The sequence below is a fragment of the Pontixanthobacter rizhaonensis genome, assembly GCF_012972675.1.
Classification (GTDB): domain Bacteria; phylum Pseudomonadota; class Alphaproteobacteria; order Sphingomonadales; family Sphingomonadaceae; genus Pontixanthobacter; species Pontixanthobacter rizhaonensis.
Genome location: NZ_JABCRE010000002.1, coordinates 930,013 through 945,708, shown reverse-complemented (window position 1 = coordinate 945,708; position 15,696 = coordinate 930,013). Strand labels below are relative to the sequence as shown.

General features: G+C 54.2%; 14 protein-coding genes and 2 tRNA genes. 11 read left to right on the top strand and 5 right to left on the bottom strand.

All coding sequences use genetic code 11. The features are described 5' to 3' along the window. The first annotated feature begins 3 nt into the window (after window positions 1-3). Window positions 4-519 (top strand): acetolactate synthase small subunit, encoded by a 516-nt coding sequence (ilvN, locus tag HKD42_RS04455; protein ID WP_170010669.1) that lies wholly within the window; start codon window positions 4-6, stop codon window positions 517-519. 27 nt (window positions 520-546) lie between these two features. Next, the gene (gene ilvC / locus HKD42_RS04450) at window positions 547-1,581 is read left to right on the top strand and encodes a ketol-acid reductoisomerase (RefSeq protein WP_170010667.1); all 1,035 of its coding nucleotides are present in this window, start codon (window positions 547-549) and stop codon (window positions 1,579-1,581) included. 9 nt (window positions 1,582-1,590) lie between these two features. Here the strand turns inward: ilvC and HKD42_RS04445 are convergent, their stop codons facing one another. The 3 genes from HKD42_RS04445 to HKD42_RS04435 all read right to left on the bottom strand — a co-directional run bounded on the left by HKD42_RS04445 (window position 1,591) and on the right by HKD42_RS04435 (window position 3,848). After that, on the bottom strand, window positions 1,591-2,220 hold the full coding sequence (locus tag HKD42_RS04445; RefSeq protein WP_425500361.1) for a DUF6969 family protein: 630 nt from the start codon (window positions 2,218-2,220) through the stop codon (window positions 1,591-1,593). Window positions 2,221-2,779: 559 nt separating this feature from the next. Continuing rightward, window positions 2,780-3,298: a YHS domain-containing (seleno)protein gene (locus tag HKD42_RS04440; RefSeq protein ID WP_211483491.1), complete on the bottom strand. Its 519-nt coding sequence runs from the start codon at window positions 3,296-3,298 to the stop codon at window positions 2,780-2,782. Between the two features lie 118 nt (window positions 3,299-3,416). Next, the gene (locus tag HKD42_RS04435; protein WP_170010663.1) at window positions 3,417-3,848 is read right to left on the bottom strand and encodes a PaaI family thioesterase; all 432 of its coding nucleotides are present in this window, start codon (window positions 3,846-3,848) and stop codon (window positions 3,417-3,419) included. Window positions 3,849-4,068: 220 nt separating this feature from the next. On the opposite strand from HKD42_RS04435, the gene leuA reads away from it, so the two are divergent. The 3 genes from leuA (at window position 4,069) to HKD42_RS04420 (ending at window position 8,023) form a co-directional block, all read left to right on the top strand. Then, window positions 4,069-5,745, top strand: a complete 1,677-nt coding sequence (gene leuA, locus HKD42_RS04430; protein WP_170012105.1) for a 2-isopropylmalate synthase — start codon at window positions 4,069-4,071, stop codon at window positions 5,743-5,745. A gap of 145 nt (window positions 5,746-5,890) precedes the next feature. Beyond that, a complete protein-coding gene (locus tag HKD42_RS04425) occupies window positions 5,891-6,946 on the top strand; it encodes an amidohydrolase family protein (RefSeq protein ID WP_170010661.1) in 1,056 nt (351 codons plus the stop codon). Window positions 6,947-7,054: 108 nt separating this feature from the next. Next, window positions 7,055-8,023 (top strand): NAD(P)H-dependent flavin oxidoreductase, encoded by a 969-nt coding sequence (locus tag HKD42_RS04420; protein ID WP_170010659.1) that lies wholly within the window; start codon window positions 7,055-7,057, stop codon window positions 8,021-8,023. 16 nt (window positions 8,024-8,039) lie between these two features. On the opposite strand, the gene HKD42_RS04415 is transcribed toward HKD42_RS04420, so the two are convergent. Both HKD42_RS04415 and HKD42_RS04410 read right to left on the bottom strand, forming a co-directional pair. Next, entirely contained in the window at window positions 8,040-8,591 is a 552-nt protein-coding gene (locus HKD42_RS04415; RefSeq protein ID WP_170010657.1) for a hypothetical protein, read from the bottom strand. A 293-nt stretch (window positions 8,592-8,884) separates the two neighbouring features. Beyond that, window positions 8,885-9,373, bottom strand: a complete 489-nt coding sequence (locus HKD42_RS04410; RefSeq protein WP_170010655.1) for a flavodoxin family protein — start codon at window positions 9,371-9,373, stop codon at window positions 8,885-8,887. An 81-nt stretch (window positions 9,374-9,454) separates the two neighbouring features. Here HKD42_RS04410 and recJ point away from each other — a divergent pair, with 81 nt between their 5' ends. From recJ to pstA, 6 genes are all read left to right on the top strand, one after another. Further along, window positions 9,455-11,260 (top strand): single-stranded-DNA-specific exonuclease RecJ, encoded by a 1,806-nt coding sequence (gene recJ / locus HKD42_RS04405; protein WP_170010654.1) that lies wholly within the window; start codon window positions 9,455-9,457, stop codon window positions 11,258-11,260. 113 nt (window positions 11,261-11,373) lie between these two features. Beyond that, a tRNA-Glu gene (locus HKD42_RS04400) sits at window positions 11,374-11,448 on the top strand. 42 nt (window positions 11,449-11,490) lie between these two features. Continuing rightward, window positions 11,491-11,565: transfer RNA gene (locus tag HKD42_RS04395), tRNA-Glu, on the top strand. 52 nt (window positions 11,566-11,617) lie between these two features. Beyond that, entirely contained in the window at window positions 11,618-12,829 is a 1,212-nt protein-coding gene (locus HKD42_RS04390; RefSeq protein ID WP_246236732.1) for an ATP-binding protein, read from the top strand. A gap of 188 nt (window positions 12,830-13,017) precedes the next feature. After that, window positions 13,018-14,403 (top strand): phosphate ABC transporter permease subunit PstC, encoded by a 1,386-nt coding sequence (pstC, locus tag HKD42_RS04385; protein ID WP_170010652.1) that lies wholly within the window; start codon window positions 13,018-13,020, stop codon window positions 14,401-14,403. 31 nt (window positions 14,404-14,434) lie between these two features. Further along, window positions 14,435-15,670: a phosphate ABC transporter permease PstA gene (gene pstA / locus HKD42_RS04380; protein WP_246236730.1), complete on the top strand. Its 1,236-nt coding sequence runs from the start codon at window positions 14,435-14,437 to the stop codon at window positions 15,668-15,670. The last annotated feature ends 26 nt before the right edge of the window (window positions 15,671-15,696 follow it).

The window sequence follows — 15,696 nt, the reverse complement described above, 5'->3', positions numbered from 1 at the left end:
ATCATGCAAATCACGAAAGCCACATCTGAACGCCACGTTTTGGCAGTAACGGTAGATAATGAAGCCGGGATTCTCGCCAAAATCGCGGGGCTGTTTACCGCGCGCGGTTACAATATTGACAGCCTTACCGTGGCAGACATCGCGGAAGATCATGCGATCAGCCGGATCACGATTGTAACCAACGGTCCGCCAGCGGTGATTGATCAAATCCAGGCGCAATTGGAACGGTTGGTTCCGGTTCACAGAGTCGTCGATCTGACAGAGGCAGGCGCGCATGTCGAACGAGAGCTGGCCCTGATCAAAGTTGCCGGTGTTGGCGACTCGCGTGTGGAAGCACTGCGAACAGCCGAGATTTTTCGCGCTCAAGTGGTCGATTCGACCAAATCGAGCTTTATTTTTGAACTCACAGGATCTCCGGATAAAATCGACAACTTCATCATTCTCATGCGCGAGCTGGGATTGGTCGAAGTTGGCCGGACGGGGATCGTAGGATTGATGCGTGGGGCACAGAGCACTTAAGGCCTGGCTTCATAAGAAAGGGAAATAATGAAAGTCTATTACGATTCCGATGCCGACCTTGATCTGATCAAGAGCAAGAAAGTGGCGATCCTTGGTTATGGTAGCCAAGGTCATGCCCACGCGCAGAATTTGCGCGATAGCGGCGTGGCTGAAGTGGCCGTGGCATTGCGTGAAGGGTCCGCAACCCGTCAAAAAGCCGAGGCCGCTGGCTTCAAAGTCATGAGCAATACCGAAGCAGCAGAATGGGCTGATCTGGTAATGGTTTTGGCACCGGACGAGCATCAGGCTGCGATTTGGGCTGACGATATGGCTGGTAAAATGAAGCCGGGCGCTGCCCTCGCCTTTGCCCACGGGCTGAACGTGCATTTCGGATTGATCGAACCACCTGCAGACATCGACGTGATCATGATTGCACCAAAAGGTCCGGGCCATACGGTCCGCAGCGAATATCAGCGCGGCGGCGGTGTCCCTTGCTTGATCGCAGTGCATCAGGAAGGCACCAGCAGCGGCGGTAATGGTTATGCTAAGTCTCTTGCCTTGTCCTATGCCAGCGCGATGGGCGGCGGCCGGTCAGGCATCATCGAGACCAATTTCAAAGAAGAATGCGAAACCGATCTGTTCGGTGAGCAAGCCGTTCTGTGCGGCGGGATCACACATTTGATCCAAGCGGGTTTTGAAACACTGGTAGAAGCCGGATACGCGCCTGAAATGGCCTATTTCGAATGTCTGCATGAAACCAAGCTGATCGTTGATCTGCTTTATGAAGGCGGCATTGCCAATATGCGCTATTCGATCAGCAACACGGCTGAATACGGCGATATTAAAACCGGTCCGCGCATCATCACTTCGGAAACCAAGGCCGAAATGAAGCGCGTACTTGAAGATATCCAAGCGGGTCGCTTCGTAAAAGACTTCGTTCTGGATAACCGCGCGGGTCAGCCGGAACTGAAAGCTTCGCGTAAAGCTGCTGAAGCGCACCCGATTGAAAAAACAGGTGCAGAACTGCGTGCGATGATGCCGTGGATTTCCGCCAATAAACTGGTCGATAAAGACAAGAACTAAGCCAACTGTTCAATCGAGCAAGGTTTCCAGATTTAGGGGCGTAGAGGATAGTATCTCTGCGCCCCTATCTTCTGGTTCAACGCCATTTGCGGTGATGTGCCGGTCGCGTTCGCGCAGTATTTTTGAAATATCATCCACCTGCAGGGCAACTATCGCGGTCAGCCAATCATTGACCAACGGATCACCTTGTGGCCCTCTGAAATCCAGGTCTGGAAGCAGAGCAATCACATCTTCCGCCGGATAGAGAAATTCGTCTGTCACCCACCGGTTGGTGCTAAACCATCCCGTTGGGAGCCCCTGATAATCAATAGATAACGCCGCGACATGCACCACGTCTGCTCGCTTGGCGTCGCTGGGCGGTGGCTCCATCAAAGCGTCGACAATATCCGGCAAAGCCGACTTTCCGACAAATAGATGAAAATGGCCATGTTCGCCGGGGCCGCGTTCCTCTGGTGCATGGCAGTGGTAAAACCATCGCGCAGAAAGCTTGCCGTTGACCACATCTGATACTGGATAATGAATCCAGCTTTCCGCCTCACCGGCCTGATCGCCTATGACCCGCTGCATAAGTGGACGCGCATCAGCGAACATTTGTTGCGTACTTTCTATGAAGAGAGATCTGGCGGTTGTTCGTTCCATCGATAATCAGTCCACTGAACGACCGGTGCGGCTCTTGTTGGGGAGGTTCAAGAAATGCACCGGTCGTATAGGATTAAGCCTTTATTGGGGCGTTGCAGCGCAAGGATTGGCCGCACAAGGGTTTGCTGCACATGGGCTTGCTGCACATGGGCTTGCTGCACATGGGTTTGCTGCACATGGGTTTGCTGCACAGGGGTTAGCTGCACAGGGGTTGGCCGCGCAAGGGTTCGCAGCACAGGGGTTCGCTGCACAGGGGTTAGCTGCACAGGGGTTAGCAGCCCTAGCTTTTGCCGCAGCTTTTGCCGCTTTGCGTTCCGCTTTCGCTTGCTTACGCGCTTCCCGTTTGGCAGCGCGTTCTTCGCTAGACTCACGGTTTTCGTAACTTGACGAACCGCCGAAGTTTGAGGGGCCACATGGGACGTCGGCTACAGCGGGGGTAGCGACCACGGAGAGTCCGCCAGCGACCATAAGCATAGCTGCGATATTTGTCTTTTTCATAAGTAATTCCTTGGGTCTTGGGTTGGAGAAAAGGTAAGTGTAGTGGGGTAATTCTGGTGGATCAGTTGCCGAATTTGGCGTCATCAGGGATCGTCAACCATTGCGCATCGGCTTTTGTGATGAAGCCCGCGATGTCTGTTAGCCATGTCTTTTGAACTTGCTTGTTGAAGTTCAGATAGAGCTTCCCATCGACGATTTTGTAGACCGTCGGATCGCCAGGCGCGAGCGATCCGCGGGACATTGCCCAAGCGCAATGGCCGCCATATTGGGGTAAAAACATGGCTGGATTGTCTTGGAATGCGGCCAAATTTTCGGCGTTGGCGAAGTGATATACCGCACCATCATGCTCGGCCTGAAATTCCGATGAACCTACTTCAGGGACACCGTTACCGCGAAAATAGCTGACAGTGTCATATCCGCCAACTGCGATATTCTCGCCTTCGATACCAACATATACTGGCTTGGCCACTGCTTCTACTGGAGCCAATGACAATGTCATCGGAGTAATTACTGCAAATGCAGCCAAAATAATATGCGATGTCTTCATGGTGAACTTCCTAATCGATTTAACTTGGAGCATTTTCATTGCTCCTCACGATCAGTTATTCGCGCCAATCAGACGATACGTTACATGGCCATCAAAATTAATGAGTCCGGCTTACACGATAGAGCACTGCATAGGGTGCCTACGCCGTTTCCTATTTTCCTGCAGCCTTTGAGGCATTTTCGATCTTTGCCCGGTTGGCAAACAGGATCGTGCTTGTCCCTTTGGCCAGCACGGTCCCTTCACTATCTTTCAAACGACCTTCAAAGAAACCGGTCCGGCGACCATCTTTTTCCACCCATCCTTCGACGATGACCAAGCCCGGTCGGGCGGGCGCGAAAAAGCTGATTTTCAATTCGAGCGACATCGGGACCACATCAGTACCCTTAAGTGCGATGGCAGCATGGGCCATCGCAGCATCTATCCAACCGGTCACAAAGCCGCCTTGGACTACACCGCCAGAATGACACTGCTCGGGTTTTGCTTGATATTCCAAAACGGCTTTCCCGCTTTGATCCATCTCGACAATCCGGACGAGACCCATTGTTTGATATAGCGCCTCAATCGTGTGCGTTTCTTCAGCCATTTGGTTTCCTTCTCGCGCGACATTATATTTCTTCGGGTGCTCACCTTACTTTGCCTTTACAAGGCCGCAACCACACCGCATAGGTCAGCCAATGATTATGGCGAAGCACCTACTACTACGACTTACGCGCCCTTGGGCGTAACGAACTGCGCGCCTCATCCGGTGCGCTGAGCGTCCAGGGGATAAACCGCCAATTTCTTAAAATCGTAGTTCGAGTTTGATCACCATGCTCAATAAACCTTCGCAAAAATATACTGCCTTCCCACAAGTAGATTTGCCCAACCGGCAATGGCCCAGTCAGACGATAAAAACCGCGCCCCGATGGCTTTCAACTGATCTGCGCGACGGCAATCAATCAATTATCGATCCCATGGATGCGGTAAAGAAAAACCGATTTTTCGATCTACTGGTGGAAATCGGGGTGAAGGAAATCGAGGTTGGGTTTCCCAGCGCGGGCGCAACCGAGTTTGACTTTATCCAGGGTTTGGTGCGTTCCGGCAGGGTGCCAGATGACGTTACTCTGCAAGTCCTCACACAATCGCGCGAAGACCTGATCCGCACATCGTTTGAAAGTCTTGATGGTGCAAAGTCGGCAACAGTGCACTTGTACAACGCGGTTAGCCCGGCGTGGCGCGACATTGTATTCCGGATGAGCAAGGAAGAAGTGCTACAGATTGCGCGCGATGGTGCACGTATCATGCGGGAAGAAGCCGCCAAACGGCCGGAAACAGATTGGCACTTCCAATACAGCCCTGAAACCTTCTCAACCGCAGAACTCGATTTCAGCATCGCGGTTTGCGAAGCTGTAATGGAGATCCTCCAACCAACGCCAGAAAAGCCTATTATTCTCAATCTGCCAGCGACCGTCGAAGCGGCAACGCCCAATATCTACGCTGATCAAATCGAGTATTTTTGCCGTAACCTGCCGAACCGCGATGCTGCGATCATCAGCCTGCATACCCATAATGATAGGGGCACCGGAGTGGCCGCAGCCGAACTGGGGTTGATGGCAGGCGCCGACCGTGTCGAAGGCTGCTTGTTTGGTAATGGCGAGCGCACCGGCAATTGCTGCCTCGTTACGGTAGCGCTCAATATGTACACTCAGGGTGTTGATCCTGGCCTCGACTTTTCGGATATTGACCGGGTCATTGAAACTGTTGAATTCTGCAACCAGATTCCGGTGCATGAGCGGCATCCATATGGCGGAGAGCTGGTCTTCACAGCGTTCTCCGGCAGCCATCAGGATGCGATTAAGAAAGGTTTTGCGGCGCACGATACGCAGAACGATGAAAAGTGGCGGGTCCCGTATTTGCCGATTGATCCCGCCGATCTCGGGCGTGATTATGAAGCCGTTATTCGCGTCAACTCGCAAAGCGGTAAAGGTGGTTTTGCTTGGGTACTTGAACAGCATCAAGGGCTTAAACTACCTAAGGCGATGCAGGCGAATTTCTCCAAGCACGTACAGCATTTGGCAGATGATCTGGGCCGCGAACTGGATGCTGCCGACATTTGGAGCGCGTTCCAGTCAGCCTATCACGTTCAAACACCGGATAAACACTTCCAGCTTATCGATTATGAGGAAAGCCGCGGAACCGATGGCACGCGTATTTTTGCCGGCACCATTGCCGTTCAGGGGGTGGAACAAAGCGTAAGCGGGCGCGGCAACGGTTTGATTTCTTCCGTCCTTGCGACAATCGAACAAACCTTCGGCCTCCACTTGGAAATAAAAGACTACACTGAACATGCGCTGGGTTCAGGGCGTGATGCACGGGCCGCTGCCTATCTTGAGTGCCGCGGCAAAGATGGTCAGACCATCTGGGGTTGCGGCATAGATGAAGATGTTGCGACAGCCAGTATACGGGCCGTGCTAAGCGCCGCGAATTCGGCGATAGGATAAGCGCGTATATTGGCCACTTGGTTGCGGCGAACATCCGGTGATTTTTCGGCTGCGCCTTAATTGCGGCTTGGACTTTGGGTGAAATGTGTCAGACATAGGGCCATCAAGACCGTAACAGCGGCTTGCTCAGGGAGAGATGACCAAAATGACCGCCAGCACAACCGAAACGATACTTGAGCCTGACCTGCCGATCATCGACCCGCATCACCATTTGTGGGATTTGCGGGCAATGGTACCGATGTTCCCTGAACCGCAGCATGATTTCATTGCTGCAATCGCCGGGGCGGCTCACTACACCTTCGATCAATTGCATGCCGACATATCAAGCGGGCACAATGTAATTGGCACCGTCTTTATGGAATGCGGCGCGTTCTACAATGCTGCGGCCAGCGAAGCGATGAAGCCCGTTGGCGAAGTAGAATTTGTAAACGGTGTCGCCGCGCAAAGTGCCAGTGGGCTTTATGGGCCATTGCAAGCATGTGCCGCCATCATCGGGCATGCAGACCTGACCCTCGGCAGCCAGGTTGGAGCAGTTCTAGATGCCTTGTCAGCCGCCGGAAATGGTAGGTTCAAAGGCATTCGCCACCAAGGCGCTTGGGATGCTGATCTGACTGTCTTGGGCCCGCCATTTCACGCGCCGGAAGGGTTATATAACAGCGACGCATTCCGTGATGGGTTTGCTGAATTTGCAAAGCGTGGGCTGAGTTTCGATGCTTGGGTTCTGGAACCGCAATTGGCCGATGTCCTTGCTCTGGCTAAAGCCTATCCCGATCAGAAGATCATTCTCGATCATTGCGGTACGCCGCTCAACATCGCTTCGTATCAGGGCACTCTGCCGGAGAATTTTGACCGGTGGAGAGGCTCAATCACCACCTTGGCGGAGTGTGAGAATGTGTCCGTCAAGCTGGGCGGATTGGCGATGGCGTTCTGCGGTATGCCGGAAGATGGCCCGGCAAAGGGTGCAAATTCGAGCGAGCTAGCGACAATGTGGCAGCCATATATTGATCATTGTATTTCAGCATTTGGCACGAAACGCGCAATGTTTGAAAGCAACTATCCCGTCGATCGTTGGGGTGCGACATATCCGGTATTGTGGAATGCTTTTAAACGGATCACGGCGGATTACTCCGATGATGAAAAGACTGCGCTATATTCTGGCAATGCCGCTCGGTCATACGACATCGAGCATTTGTTGGGCTGAAACCTGCGCCGCCGGGAACTCTTTCCCTTCCCATCACTTAGAACCTCAATAATCGAGCGTTACACCCATGTCGCTCGTACAGCTGAACAGTAAGAACGGAAAAACTCTATGGCCCTTCCCGCACCTTTCGACCGCCTGAGATTGCCAATAATCGGTTCACCTCTGTTTATTGTGTCAGGCCCTGAATTGGTGATCGCCCAGTGTAAGGCCGGTATTATCGGGTCATTCCCAGCCTTGAACGCTCGCCCCTCTGGCGTTCTGGACGAGTGGCTCCATCAAATTACTGAAGAACTCGCCGCTCATAACCGGGACAATCCTGATCGCCCCGCTGCCCCCTATGCAGTCAACCAGATCGTTCATCGTAGCAATGACCGTTTGGATGAGGATATGGAGGTATGCGCAAAGTGGCAGGTGCCAATGGTGATCACATCTCTTGGTGCCCGCGAAGAAGTGTTCTCTGCCGTGACCAAGTGGGGCGGTATCTCGCTGCATGACGTGATCAACGATCGCTTCGCCCGTAAAGCCATTGAGAAAGGCGCAGACGGATTAATTCCTGTCGCTGCTGGCGCCGGCGGGCACGCGGGCACACAATCACCGTTTGCGCTGATGCAAGAAATCCGCACATGGTTTGACGGTCTTGTCGCGCTTTCTGGTTCTATTGCACATGGCCGCTCCGTACTAGCCGCTCAGGCAATGGGCGCAGATTTCGGCTATATCGGCTCCGCTTGGATCGCCACCAAAGAAGCGAATGCGGATGAAGCGTATAAGCAAGAAATCGTAGATAGCAGCGCCGGTGACATCGTTTACACCAACCTGTTTACAGGCGTGCACGGCAATTATCTGCGCGGGTCAATCGAAAAGGCCGGGCTTGACCCAGAGAACCTACCGACCAGCGACCCCAGCAAGATGAACTTTGGATCAGGCGGCAACAGCAAAGCCAAGGCCTGGAAAGATATTTGGGGCTCTGGCCAAGGTGTCGGGACTGTGACGGCTGTCGAAAGCGTTGCAGATCGTGTCGATCGTATTGAGGCGGAATATATCGCAGCAAAGAACGATTTGCTCGAAAAACTAGGGTGATTTTCAGGTGTGGCGGTTAACCCCGCCATACCCTTACAAATTTGCCATTTTGCGAAGGCACAAGCTTCAGCTTGCTGCCATCAGGCCCGATAAATTCTTCTACGGCATTGAGCGTCTCGCGGTGGATAAGCGTTTGTACCAAGCGGAATCCCAGTCGCTCGGCAAAGTCCCGATCATCCACAAGCTCCGGTTCGATCCGCAGCTCTTGCTTGGTGAAGAAACTCAGCCCGTTTGTCCTCAGCCCTTCATCCAAATCATCAATAAATCGAACCAATCCCGACGACGGAAAGGTCCCTTTATTATTCCATTTATCTGACTGCTCCTCAAAATCTTTGACCGAGATTCGCTCGGCACTAGGCCCCCAAATCACACCCGCACAATTACCAAGCTGTGCCGCCAGCTGTGCGGCGGCGAGCCACCACGTTTTAACAATCGGAAGGCTCGTCTGAGCACTTTTGATATGGCCGCTAGGCACGATTGAAAGCGTTTCTGCGGGAGATGGGTCGCTGTCGCACCTTTCATTGACCATCGATGCGGGATTACGGACGGGCCAGGGATGCAAAAGCATACCGGCATTTCTTAGGTCGAACGTTGCCCCGTTGCAGTTCAACTCAACCAGAACATCCGAAATAGTGTTCGCGCCCTGAGGGGCTACCCCTGAGAGTATTGCCGCTCTGGCAACTGCATCCAGCACGTCACTTACTGACGGAACTTGCCCCGCAGGAAATAGTAATCGTATTTCAGCCGAACCAGCGTTGCAGATGACACTAACCCCTTATCACAATAAGCTAAAACAATGCCGTCAATTGTTACATTCGTCGAGTCCTAGGCCCTGCGAATGGTCCGATCTGGATGTTTTACTCAATAAATACCCAACGCCAATCCCTCTTGCATCCCAAGCCCTAGATTCCGACATATTTCTAGCTGCTTAGTGCCTACTGATTTGGAAGCAAGGATGGCTGCGGGATCCTGAGCATCACAATTGATAATCACCGGGTCAGCACATCGCTTCAGACGCCAACCCGTGACAATCCGATCTATTTGCCGTGTTGCACCGTGCCCGTCCGATCCAGCGGCAATCAGGGTAGCATACGCCCTTCCCTCGATGCGGCCCAAGGCTGGGTAATATGTCCTATCGAACATATCCTTCATCAGCCCGCTGAGCGACCCCAAGTTTTCTGGACACACAAATAGATAGGCACCAGCGGTCAATATGTCGTCGGCAGTTACGTCAGATGCATTTTTTATAATGGCTTGCCCGCCAGCACCCTTGCTCGCCGCCAACGCCATCTGCTCGCTCGCACCGGTGCGGCTGTGCCAAATAATCAGTAGTGACGGAGTAACAGCCATCCGTTGACCATGCGGCGTAACTGTCGATTGTCAAACATAACCTCTTTGCCGGTTACGCGCTGCTGCTGTAGGCATAGAGCCATGGCATCTGCTTCCGATACTTCGCTGCCCCCCGTTTTCGGCGTGACGCAATCTCTTTCTGGGAAGGAGTGGAGCTGGCGCGGCGGCAATATGGAACTTGGGCAGTCCGCGGCAGAGGTTGGTAGTCTTAGCAATGACATTTTGACCCAGCTAATTCTCTCTCGCGGCGTTTCCCCCGATGATGTCGAACGGCATAAAACCCCTACGCTGCGTGGTTTCCTGCCTGATCCGTCTATATTCAACGATATGGACAATGCAGCAGAACGGATTGTTCAGGCCGTTTTGGCCGGCGAAAAAATCACAGTCTATGGTGACTATGACGTCGATGGGGCAACCAGCGCTGCGCTGCTGATCCGGCTGCTGCGAATGATTGGCTGCGACGCGGACTATTATATCCCTGACCGGCTGCTGGAAGGGTATGGCCCCAGCGGAGAAGCTTTGGTTAAACTCGCCCAAACCGGCTCTAGCCTAATTGTAACGGTCGATTGCGGGGCCATGGCCTATGAGGCGCTGAGGATGGCCCGGGAAGCTGGTGTTGATGTGATTGTGGTCGATCATCACAAATGCGCGACAGAGCTTCCCAAAACGGCCGCGATGGTCAATCCCAACCGCTTGGATGAAACCAACGAAGCCGCTTCGTTTGGCCACCTGGCTGCGGTTGGCGTCGCCTTTCTATTGGCGATCGCGATTACCCGTACGCTTAGAAACTCTGGCCATTTTGCAGATCGCAAAGAACCCGACCTGATGTCGCTGCTTGACCTTGTCGCGCTGGGCACAGTGGCTGACGTGGCTGCGTTACACGGCCTCAACCGTGCGTTCGTTGCGCAAGGACTGAAAGTTATGAGCCAACGCCGGAATACTGGCATGGCTGCACTCATTGATGCCAGCAGGCTAAAACGCGCACCGGTTTGCAGTGATCTGGGCTTTGCACTTGGCCCCCGAATCAACGCAGGTGGCAGGGTTGGTGAGTCGACGCTTGGGGTCCGCTTGCTCACAACCGAAGATCCCGACGAGGCCCATATGATCGCGGCACAACTTTCGCAGCTCAATGAAGAGCGCCGCGCTATTGAGGCAGAAGTCCAAGAGGCGGCGGAAGCGCAAATCGCAAGTCAGCACAATCGCGCAGTCGTGGTCGTTTCCGGCGAAGGTTGGCACCCCGGAGTTATCGGGATCGTAGCCGGCCGTATCAAAGAAAAAACCGGCAAGCCAAGCATTGTAATCGCATTGGATAGAGAAACCGGCGAAGGCAAAGGATCGGGTCGGTCCATATCAGGAGTAGACCTTGGCGCTGCCATCATTGCAGCGCGTGAAGAAGGCTTGCTGGTCGCTGGTGGCGGGCACGCGATGGCGGCCGGCCTTACTATCAAAGCGGATATGCTCGATGCTTTCGCCGACAAGCTCGATGACAGACTATCGATTGCCGTATCGCGTGCTCAGGCCTCCCAGACACTCAAGCTGGACCTTGCGGTGGCTCCGCGCGGCTTGCACCCCAGTCTCGTGGAAACTCTGGAGGAAGGTGGTCCCTATGGCATCGGTTGGCCTGGCCCGAAAGTTGCCGTTGGTCCGGTTCACCTGATCAAAGCCGACATTGTTGGCACGGACCATTTGCGCGTGATTGTTGGCGGGCAAGATGGCGGTTCGTTAAAAGCTATCGCCTTTCGCGCCGCGGAAACCGACATGGGGCAGGCCATCCTGCACGCCGCAAAGGGCCGTAAATTATGGCTCGCAGGACGGGCTAAAATCGATGATTGGGGCAGCCGGCCTGCGGCAGAACTGCATTTGGAAGACGCCGCTTGGGCAGATTGAGCCATAAAGGGATGACAATTGACCAAGAATAATCGTCAAAAGTGACGGTTTGGCCAGCCTAGGCTTGACGCAGAACCAAGGCGGCCCTAATTGGCCCGCCACGCCATCGTTTTGGCCCCTTCGTCTAGCGGTTAGGACGCGGCCCTTTCACGGCTGAAACACGGGTTCGATTCCCGTAGGGGTCACCAACGATGGCATTTTCAATTCAGGTTCTTTCCAGGACCCGATTTGGCCCCTTCGTCTAGCGGTTAGGACGCGGCCCTTTCACGGCTGAAACACGGGTTCGATTCCCGTAGGGGTCACCACTTCTTCTAAACCATCCGGATTGTGCCCTGAAGCAAGTTCAGGCTGGTAGCGATGAGTCTGCGTCGCTATGGCCAATCTATGGACGGAAGCGACTCCAATCTGCCTTGGCCCGGCATTCTGCTGGCCTTGCTTTCGTTCATCGGCCTGTTGGTCCTTGGCACCGATATCTTTCTTGCAGTAGCGATTCTCATATTGTGGGTCGGCACCCTGATTCTTGCCAGTTCTCGCCCGCCTCCACCACGAGATCTGCCTCAGGAAGAAGCTTTCAGCAGCACTAATATGAAGCCGCTGCTCGAATATTCAGGCACGCCGGTCGTCATGACCGAAAAAGGCAAGATATCTGTCGCCAACCGCAGCGCCAGAAAACTGCTCGGCAGCCATATCGTGGGCCAGGATATCCGGATGGTTTTTCGTCAGCCTAAAGCGATCAAACTGCTGGATTCGAAAAAGAGCGGCATCGCCAGCATTGTAGGGCTGGTACGCCGTAAGGATATTTGGCGCCTCAACCGGCAGGTATTGAAAAATGATTTGTCCGTGATTGAGTTAATCAATCAAACAAACGAGGCAGATATCACGCGCGCGCACACCGACTTTGTCGCCAATGCCAGCCACGAATTACGCACCCCCCTCGCCTCCGTGATCGGCTATGTCGAGACACTGCAGGAAGACCCAGATGTTCCAGCAGCCACACGGGCAAAGTTCTTGGACACCATCCACGGCGAGGCGCAGCGGATGCAAAGTTTGGTGAGTGATCTCATGTCACTGTCCCGCGTCGTCGCAGAAAAGCATGAGCAGCCTGATGATATGCTCCAGTTGGAAGCGCTGGTTAGAACTGCCGGACGCGATGGTGCCGGCCCGAAACGGCTGGACCGTCTGGAATTTGATATCCGGCAAGATTTTACCATCCAGGGTGATGAACGGCAGTTAGAGCAGGTTGTCCGCAACCTGGTCGATAATGGCCTAAAATACGGAGCGGCCGATGGCCCCGTGAAGGTGACCCTTTCCGAAACCGTGAATGGTGAGGCCATGCTGGAAGTCAAAGATGAAGGCGATGGCATTCCAGAAGAACACATCCCCCATCTCACCCGGCGATTTTATCGCACTGACCCCGGCCGCAGCCGCGCTTCAGGCGGAACCGGTCTCGGCCTGGCCATCGTCAAACATATTGTGGAGCGTCACCGTGGTCGCCTCGACATTGTCAGCGAAATCGGCTCTGGCACGACGGTAACAGTTCGGCTCCCGGTCCCGAGCAGCAAAAACTAGGTCATGTCATGGAAATGTCATATTTTTGTAACAACGGGCGGCTGTCACATAAGCTCAACATGCCGCCGATAGGATCCGCGCAAAGCGGTGTAGGCCCAACATTGGTTCGAATCTGCAAAAATTTGAAGTTTTCCGCCCTTGCCAATAACGGCCGTTGGGCTCCGGTTAGTTAGGAACTGCAACACATAATGTCGCCAGCAATACTCCTTTTACTAGCCGTAGGGCTCGGCCTTGCCGGATGGCTTGCCGCCCGTGCCCGCGCCTGGGCGTTCCGGCGCGAATCCAGCGATGGCCGGTTGGCGTCCTTGCCTACATATCACGCATGGTATGTTGCGCTGTGGGTTGTGCTGCCACTGGCAGCATTCATCACCCTGTGGTCATTTGCCTCACCTTATCTTGTTACCCAGTCAGTACTGGCCACGCCAGCTGCTGCGGAATTGCCGGCTTTTGGTATCCAACGCGAATCGATCCTGCGTGAAGCGCAGTCGGTAGCAAGCGGTTCTGCAAGCGCGGTATTCAACCCGCAATCCGAAGCGTTTGTCGAACCATTTCGTGATGCTTTGGCCCGATATAATTTGATCGGTCTGCTCGCGACTTTAGTGATTGGCTTCGCTGGCGGGGCTTGGGCATTTCTCCGGTTACGTCCCGATTTCTCGGCCCGCACCCGGGTCGAAAAAATCGTGATGTCGCTCCTGCTGATTGCTTCGCTGGTCGCAATCCTGACGACCTTCGGCATCGTGGCAAGTTTGATTTTTGAAACGATCCGTTTCTTCGGCATGGTCAACCCGATCGATTTCTTGTTCGGCGCGCATTGGGCACCGGATCCGATGGCCAATCCGGATAATCCCGACCCCACACGCTATGGCGCAATCCCCTTATTCTGGGGGACTATTTATATTGGCGCGATCATTGCAATGATCGTGGCGATCCCGTTAGGTTTGATGAGTGCTATCTACCTCACCCAATACGCCGACCCGAAGGTTCGCAGTTGGCTGAAGCCGGCCTTGGAGATCCTCGCGGGTGTACCAACAGTCGTTTATGGGTATTTTGCCGCATTGACGGTGGCACCATTTGTCCGCGACCTCGCGCTGTCTATGGGCATTAGCAACGCATCCAGCGAAAGCGCCCTCGCCGCTGGTCTTGTAATGGGCGTGATGATCATCCCGTTCGTTTCATCAATGGCTGACGATTCCATTGCAGCTGTGCCCCAATCGATGCGCGACGGCAGTCTTGCAATGGGCGCAACCACATCAGAAACGATCAAGCGTGTTTTGGTGCCTGCCGCCCTGCCAGGGATTGTGGCCGGGATCATGTTGGCGATTAGCCGCGCAATTGGCGAAACGATGATCGTAGTGATGGCAGCATCAACGGCGGCCAACTTATCAGCCAATCCATTGGAAGCGATGACCACAGCCACAGTACAGATCGTAAAATTGCTGACCGGCGAAGGCAGTTTTGATCATCCAGCTACGCTCAGCGCCTTTGCCATCGGGTTTGTTTTGTTCCTCGTGACATTGGGCTTGAATTTCATCGCCTTGCGCGTCGTTAAAAGGTTCCGTGAAGCGTATGAGTGACGTTGCACCCCAACAGGCACCTTCAGATGGTATGCCGAGCCGTTCTGCCGCCTTTGAAGCGCGGTTGAAGAAGCGTTATGCCGCCGAGCGTCGGTTCAAGCTAACTGGCTTGGTCGCGGTGCTATTCTCCGTTCTGGTTCTGGCATTTTTGCTGGTCACTATGACCATTAACGGCGTTGGCGGGTTCCAGCGGACTGAACTGGCGGTACCGATCGACTTTACCGAAGCCGGATTGACCGGTGATCCGGCCACACTGTCTGGGCCCGACGCAACGCAATTACTGGAAGCTCAAGGGCTCGCTTCTGTCGTGGAATTCTACGCGGAGGAATCCCTTGGTGCCAACGCCAGTGCTGAACTCAACGGCAATGCTTGGCGCGAAGTGGCAACGGCGATTATCGCAGACCCTGCTATTCTGCGAACCAAACAGACATTCTGGCTTCCTTCATCCGCTGATTTGGCAGCCGGGTATGAAGGCGAAGGCTCCGCCGAATTACAGGCATTGGCAACCGACCTTGCGGAACAGGGCAAGATCGACAAACGGTTTGATATCGGTTTTCTGACGCGGTCTGATGCCACAGACCCGCAAGCCGTCGGTATCTGGGGCGCACTTAAGGGGTCCATGCTGACCATGCTGGTTACTCTGCTGATGGCCTTCCCCATCGGCGTCATGGCGGCACTCTATCTAGAGGAATATGCTCCAAAAAATCGTTGGACTGACATAATTGAAGTCTCGATCAACAACCTCGCCGCTGTCCCTTCAATCATCTTCGGTCTGTTGGGCCTCGCGGTGTTTTTGACCATCTTCCCGAATTTCCGCTCAGCACCGCTTATTGGCGGCATGACTCTGGCTTTGATGACGATGCCGGTAATTGTCATTTCGGGGCGCAATGCGATTAAGGCTGTCCCTCCATCGATTAGAGACGGCGCATTGGCCGTGGGCGCCTCCCCAGTGCAAGTGGTGTTCCACCACGTCCTGCCACTGGCACTACCTGGCATTCTGACCGGTACGATTATCGGGATGGCGCGCGCCTTGGGTGAAACGGCCCCCTTGCTCATGATCGGAATGCGGGCATTCGTTGCGACGCCGCCCGATGGATTAACTTCACCGGCAACCGTCCTGCCTGTTCAAATCTTCCTATGGTCCGATGAAATAGACCGCGGTTTTGTTGAACGGACATCCGCTGCGATTATCGTGCTATTGATCTTCCTCTTGCTGATGAACGGCCTAGCCATTTATCTGCGCAACAAATTCGAGAAAAAGTGGTGACAGTAATTCATCCCAATTTGGACCAG

What these genes read in the sequence shown, in the direction of transcription:
- ilvC (WP_170010667.1), top strand. Translation starts at nt 547, where the DNA reads ATGAAAGTCTATTACGATTCCGATGCCGACCTTGATCTGATCAAGAGC.
- HKD42_RS04425 (WP_170010661.1), top strand. Translation starts at nt 5,891, where the DNA reads ATGACCGCCAGCACAACCGAAACGATACTTGAGCCTGACCTGCCGATC.
- recJ (WP_170010654.1), top strand. Translation starts at nt 9,455, where the DNA reads ATGGCATCTGCTTCCGATACTTCGCTGCCCCCCGTTTTCGGCGTGACG.
- pstA (WP_246236730.1), top strand. Translation starts at nt 14,435, where the DNA reads ATGCCGAGCCGTTCTGCCGCCTTTGAAGCGCGGTTGAAGAAGCGTTAT.
- HKD42_RS04445 (WP_425500361.1), bottom strand. Translation starts at nt 2,220, where the DNA reads ATGGAACGAACAACCGCCAGATCTCTCTTCATAGAAAGTACGCAACAA.
- ilvN (WP_170010669.1), top strand. Translation starts at nt 4, where the DNA reads ATGCAAATCACGAAAGCCACATCTGAACGCCACGTTTTGGCAGTAACG.
- HKD42_RS04435 (WP_170010663.1), bottom strand. Translation starts at nt 3,848, where the DNA reads ATGGCTGAAGAAACGCACACGATTGAGGCGCTATATCAAACAATGGGT.
- pstC (WP_170010652.1), top strand. Translation starts at nt 13,018, where the DNA reads ATGTCGCCAGCAATACTCCTTTTACTAGCCGTAGGGCTCGGCCTTGCC.
- HKD42_RS04410 (WP_170010655.1), bottom strand. Translation starts at nt 9,373, where the DNA reads ATGGCTGTTACTCCGTCACTACTGATTATTTGGCACAGCCGCACCGGT.
- HKD42_RS04420 (WP_170010659.1), top strand. Translation starts at nt 7,055, where the DNA reads ATGGCCCTTCCCGCACCTTTCGACCGCCTGAGATTGCCAATAATCGGT.
- HKD42_RS04440 (WP_211483491.1), bottom strand. Translation starts at nt 3,298, where the DNA reads ATGCTCCAAGTTAAATCGATTAGGAAGTTCACCATGAAGACATCGCAT.
- HKD42_RS04390 (WP_246236732.1), top strand. Translation starts at nt 11,618, where the DNA reads ATGAGTCTGCGTCGCTATGGCCAATCTATGGACGGAAGCGACTCCAAT.
- HKD42_RS04415 (WP_170010657.1), bottom strand. Translation starts at nt 8,591, where the DNA reads ATGCTTTTGCATCCCTGGCCCGTCCGTAATCCCGCATCGATGGTCAAT.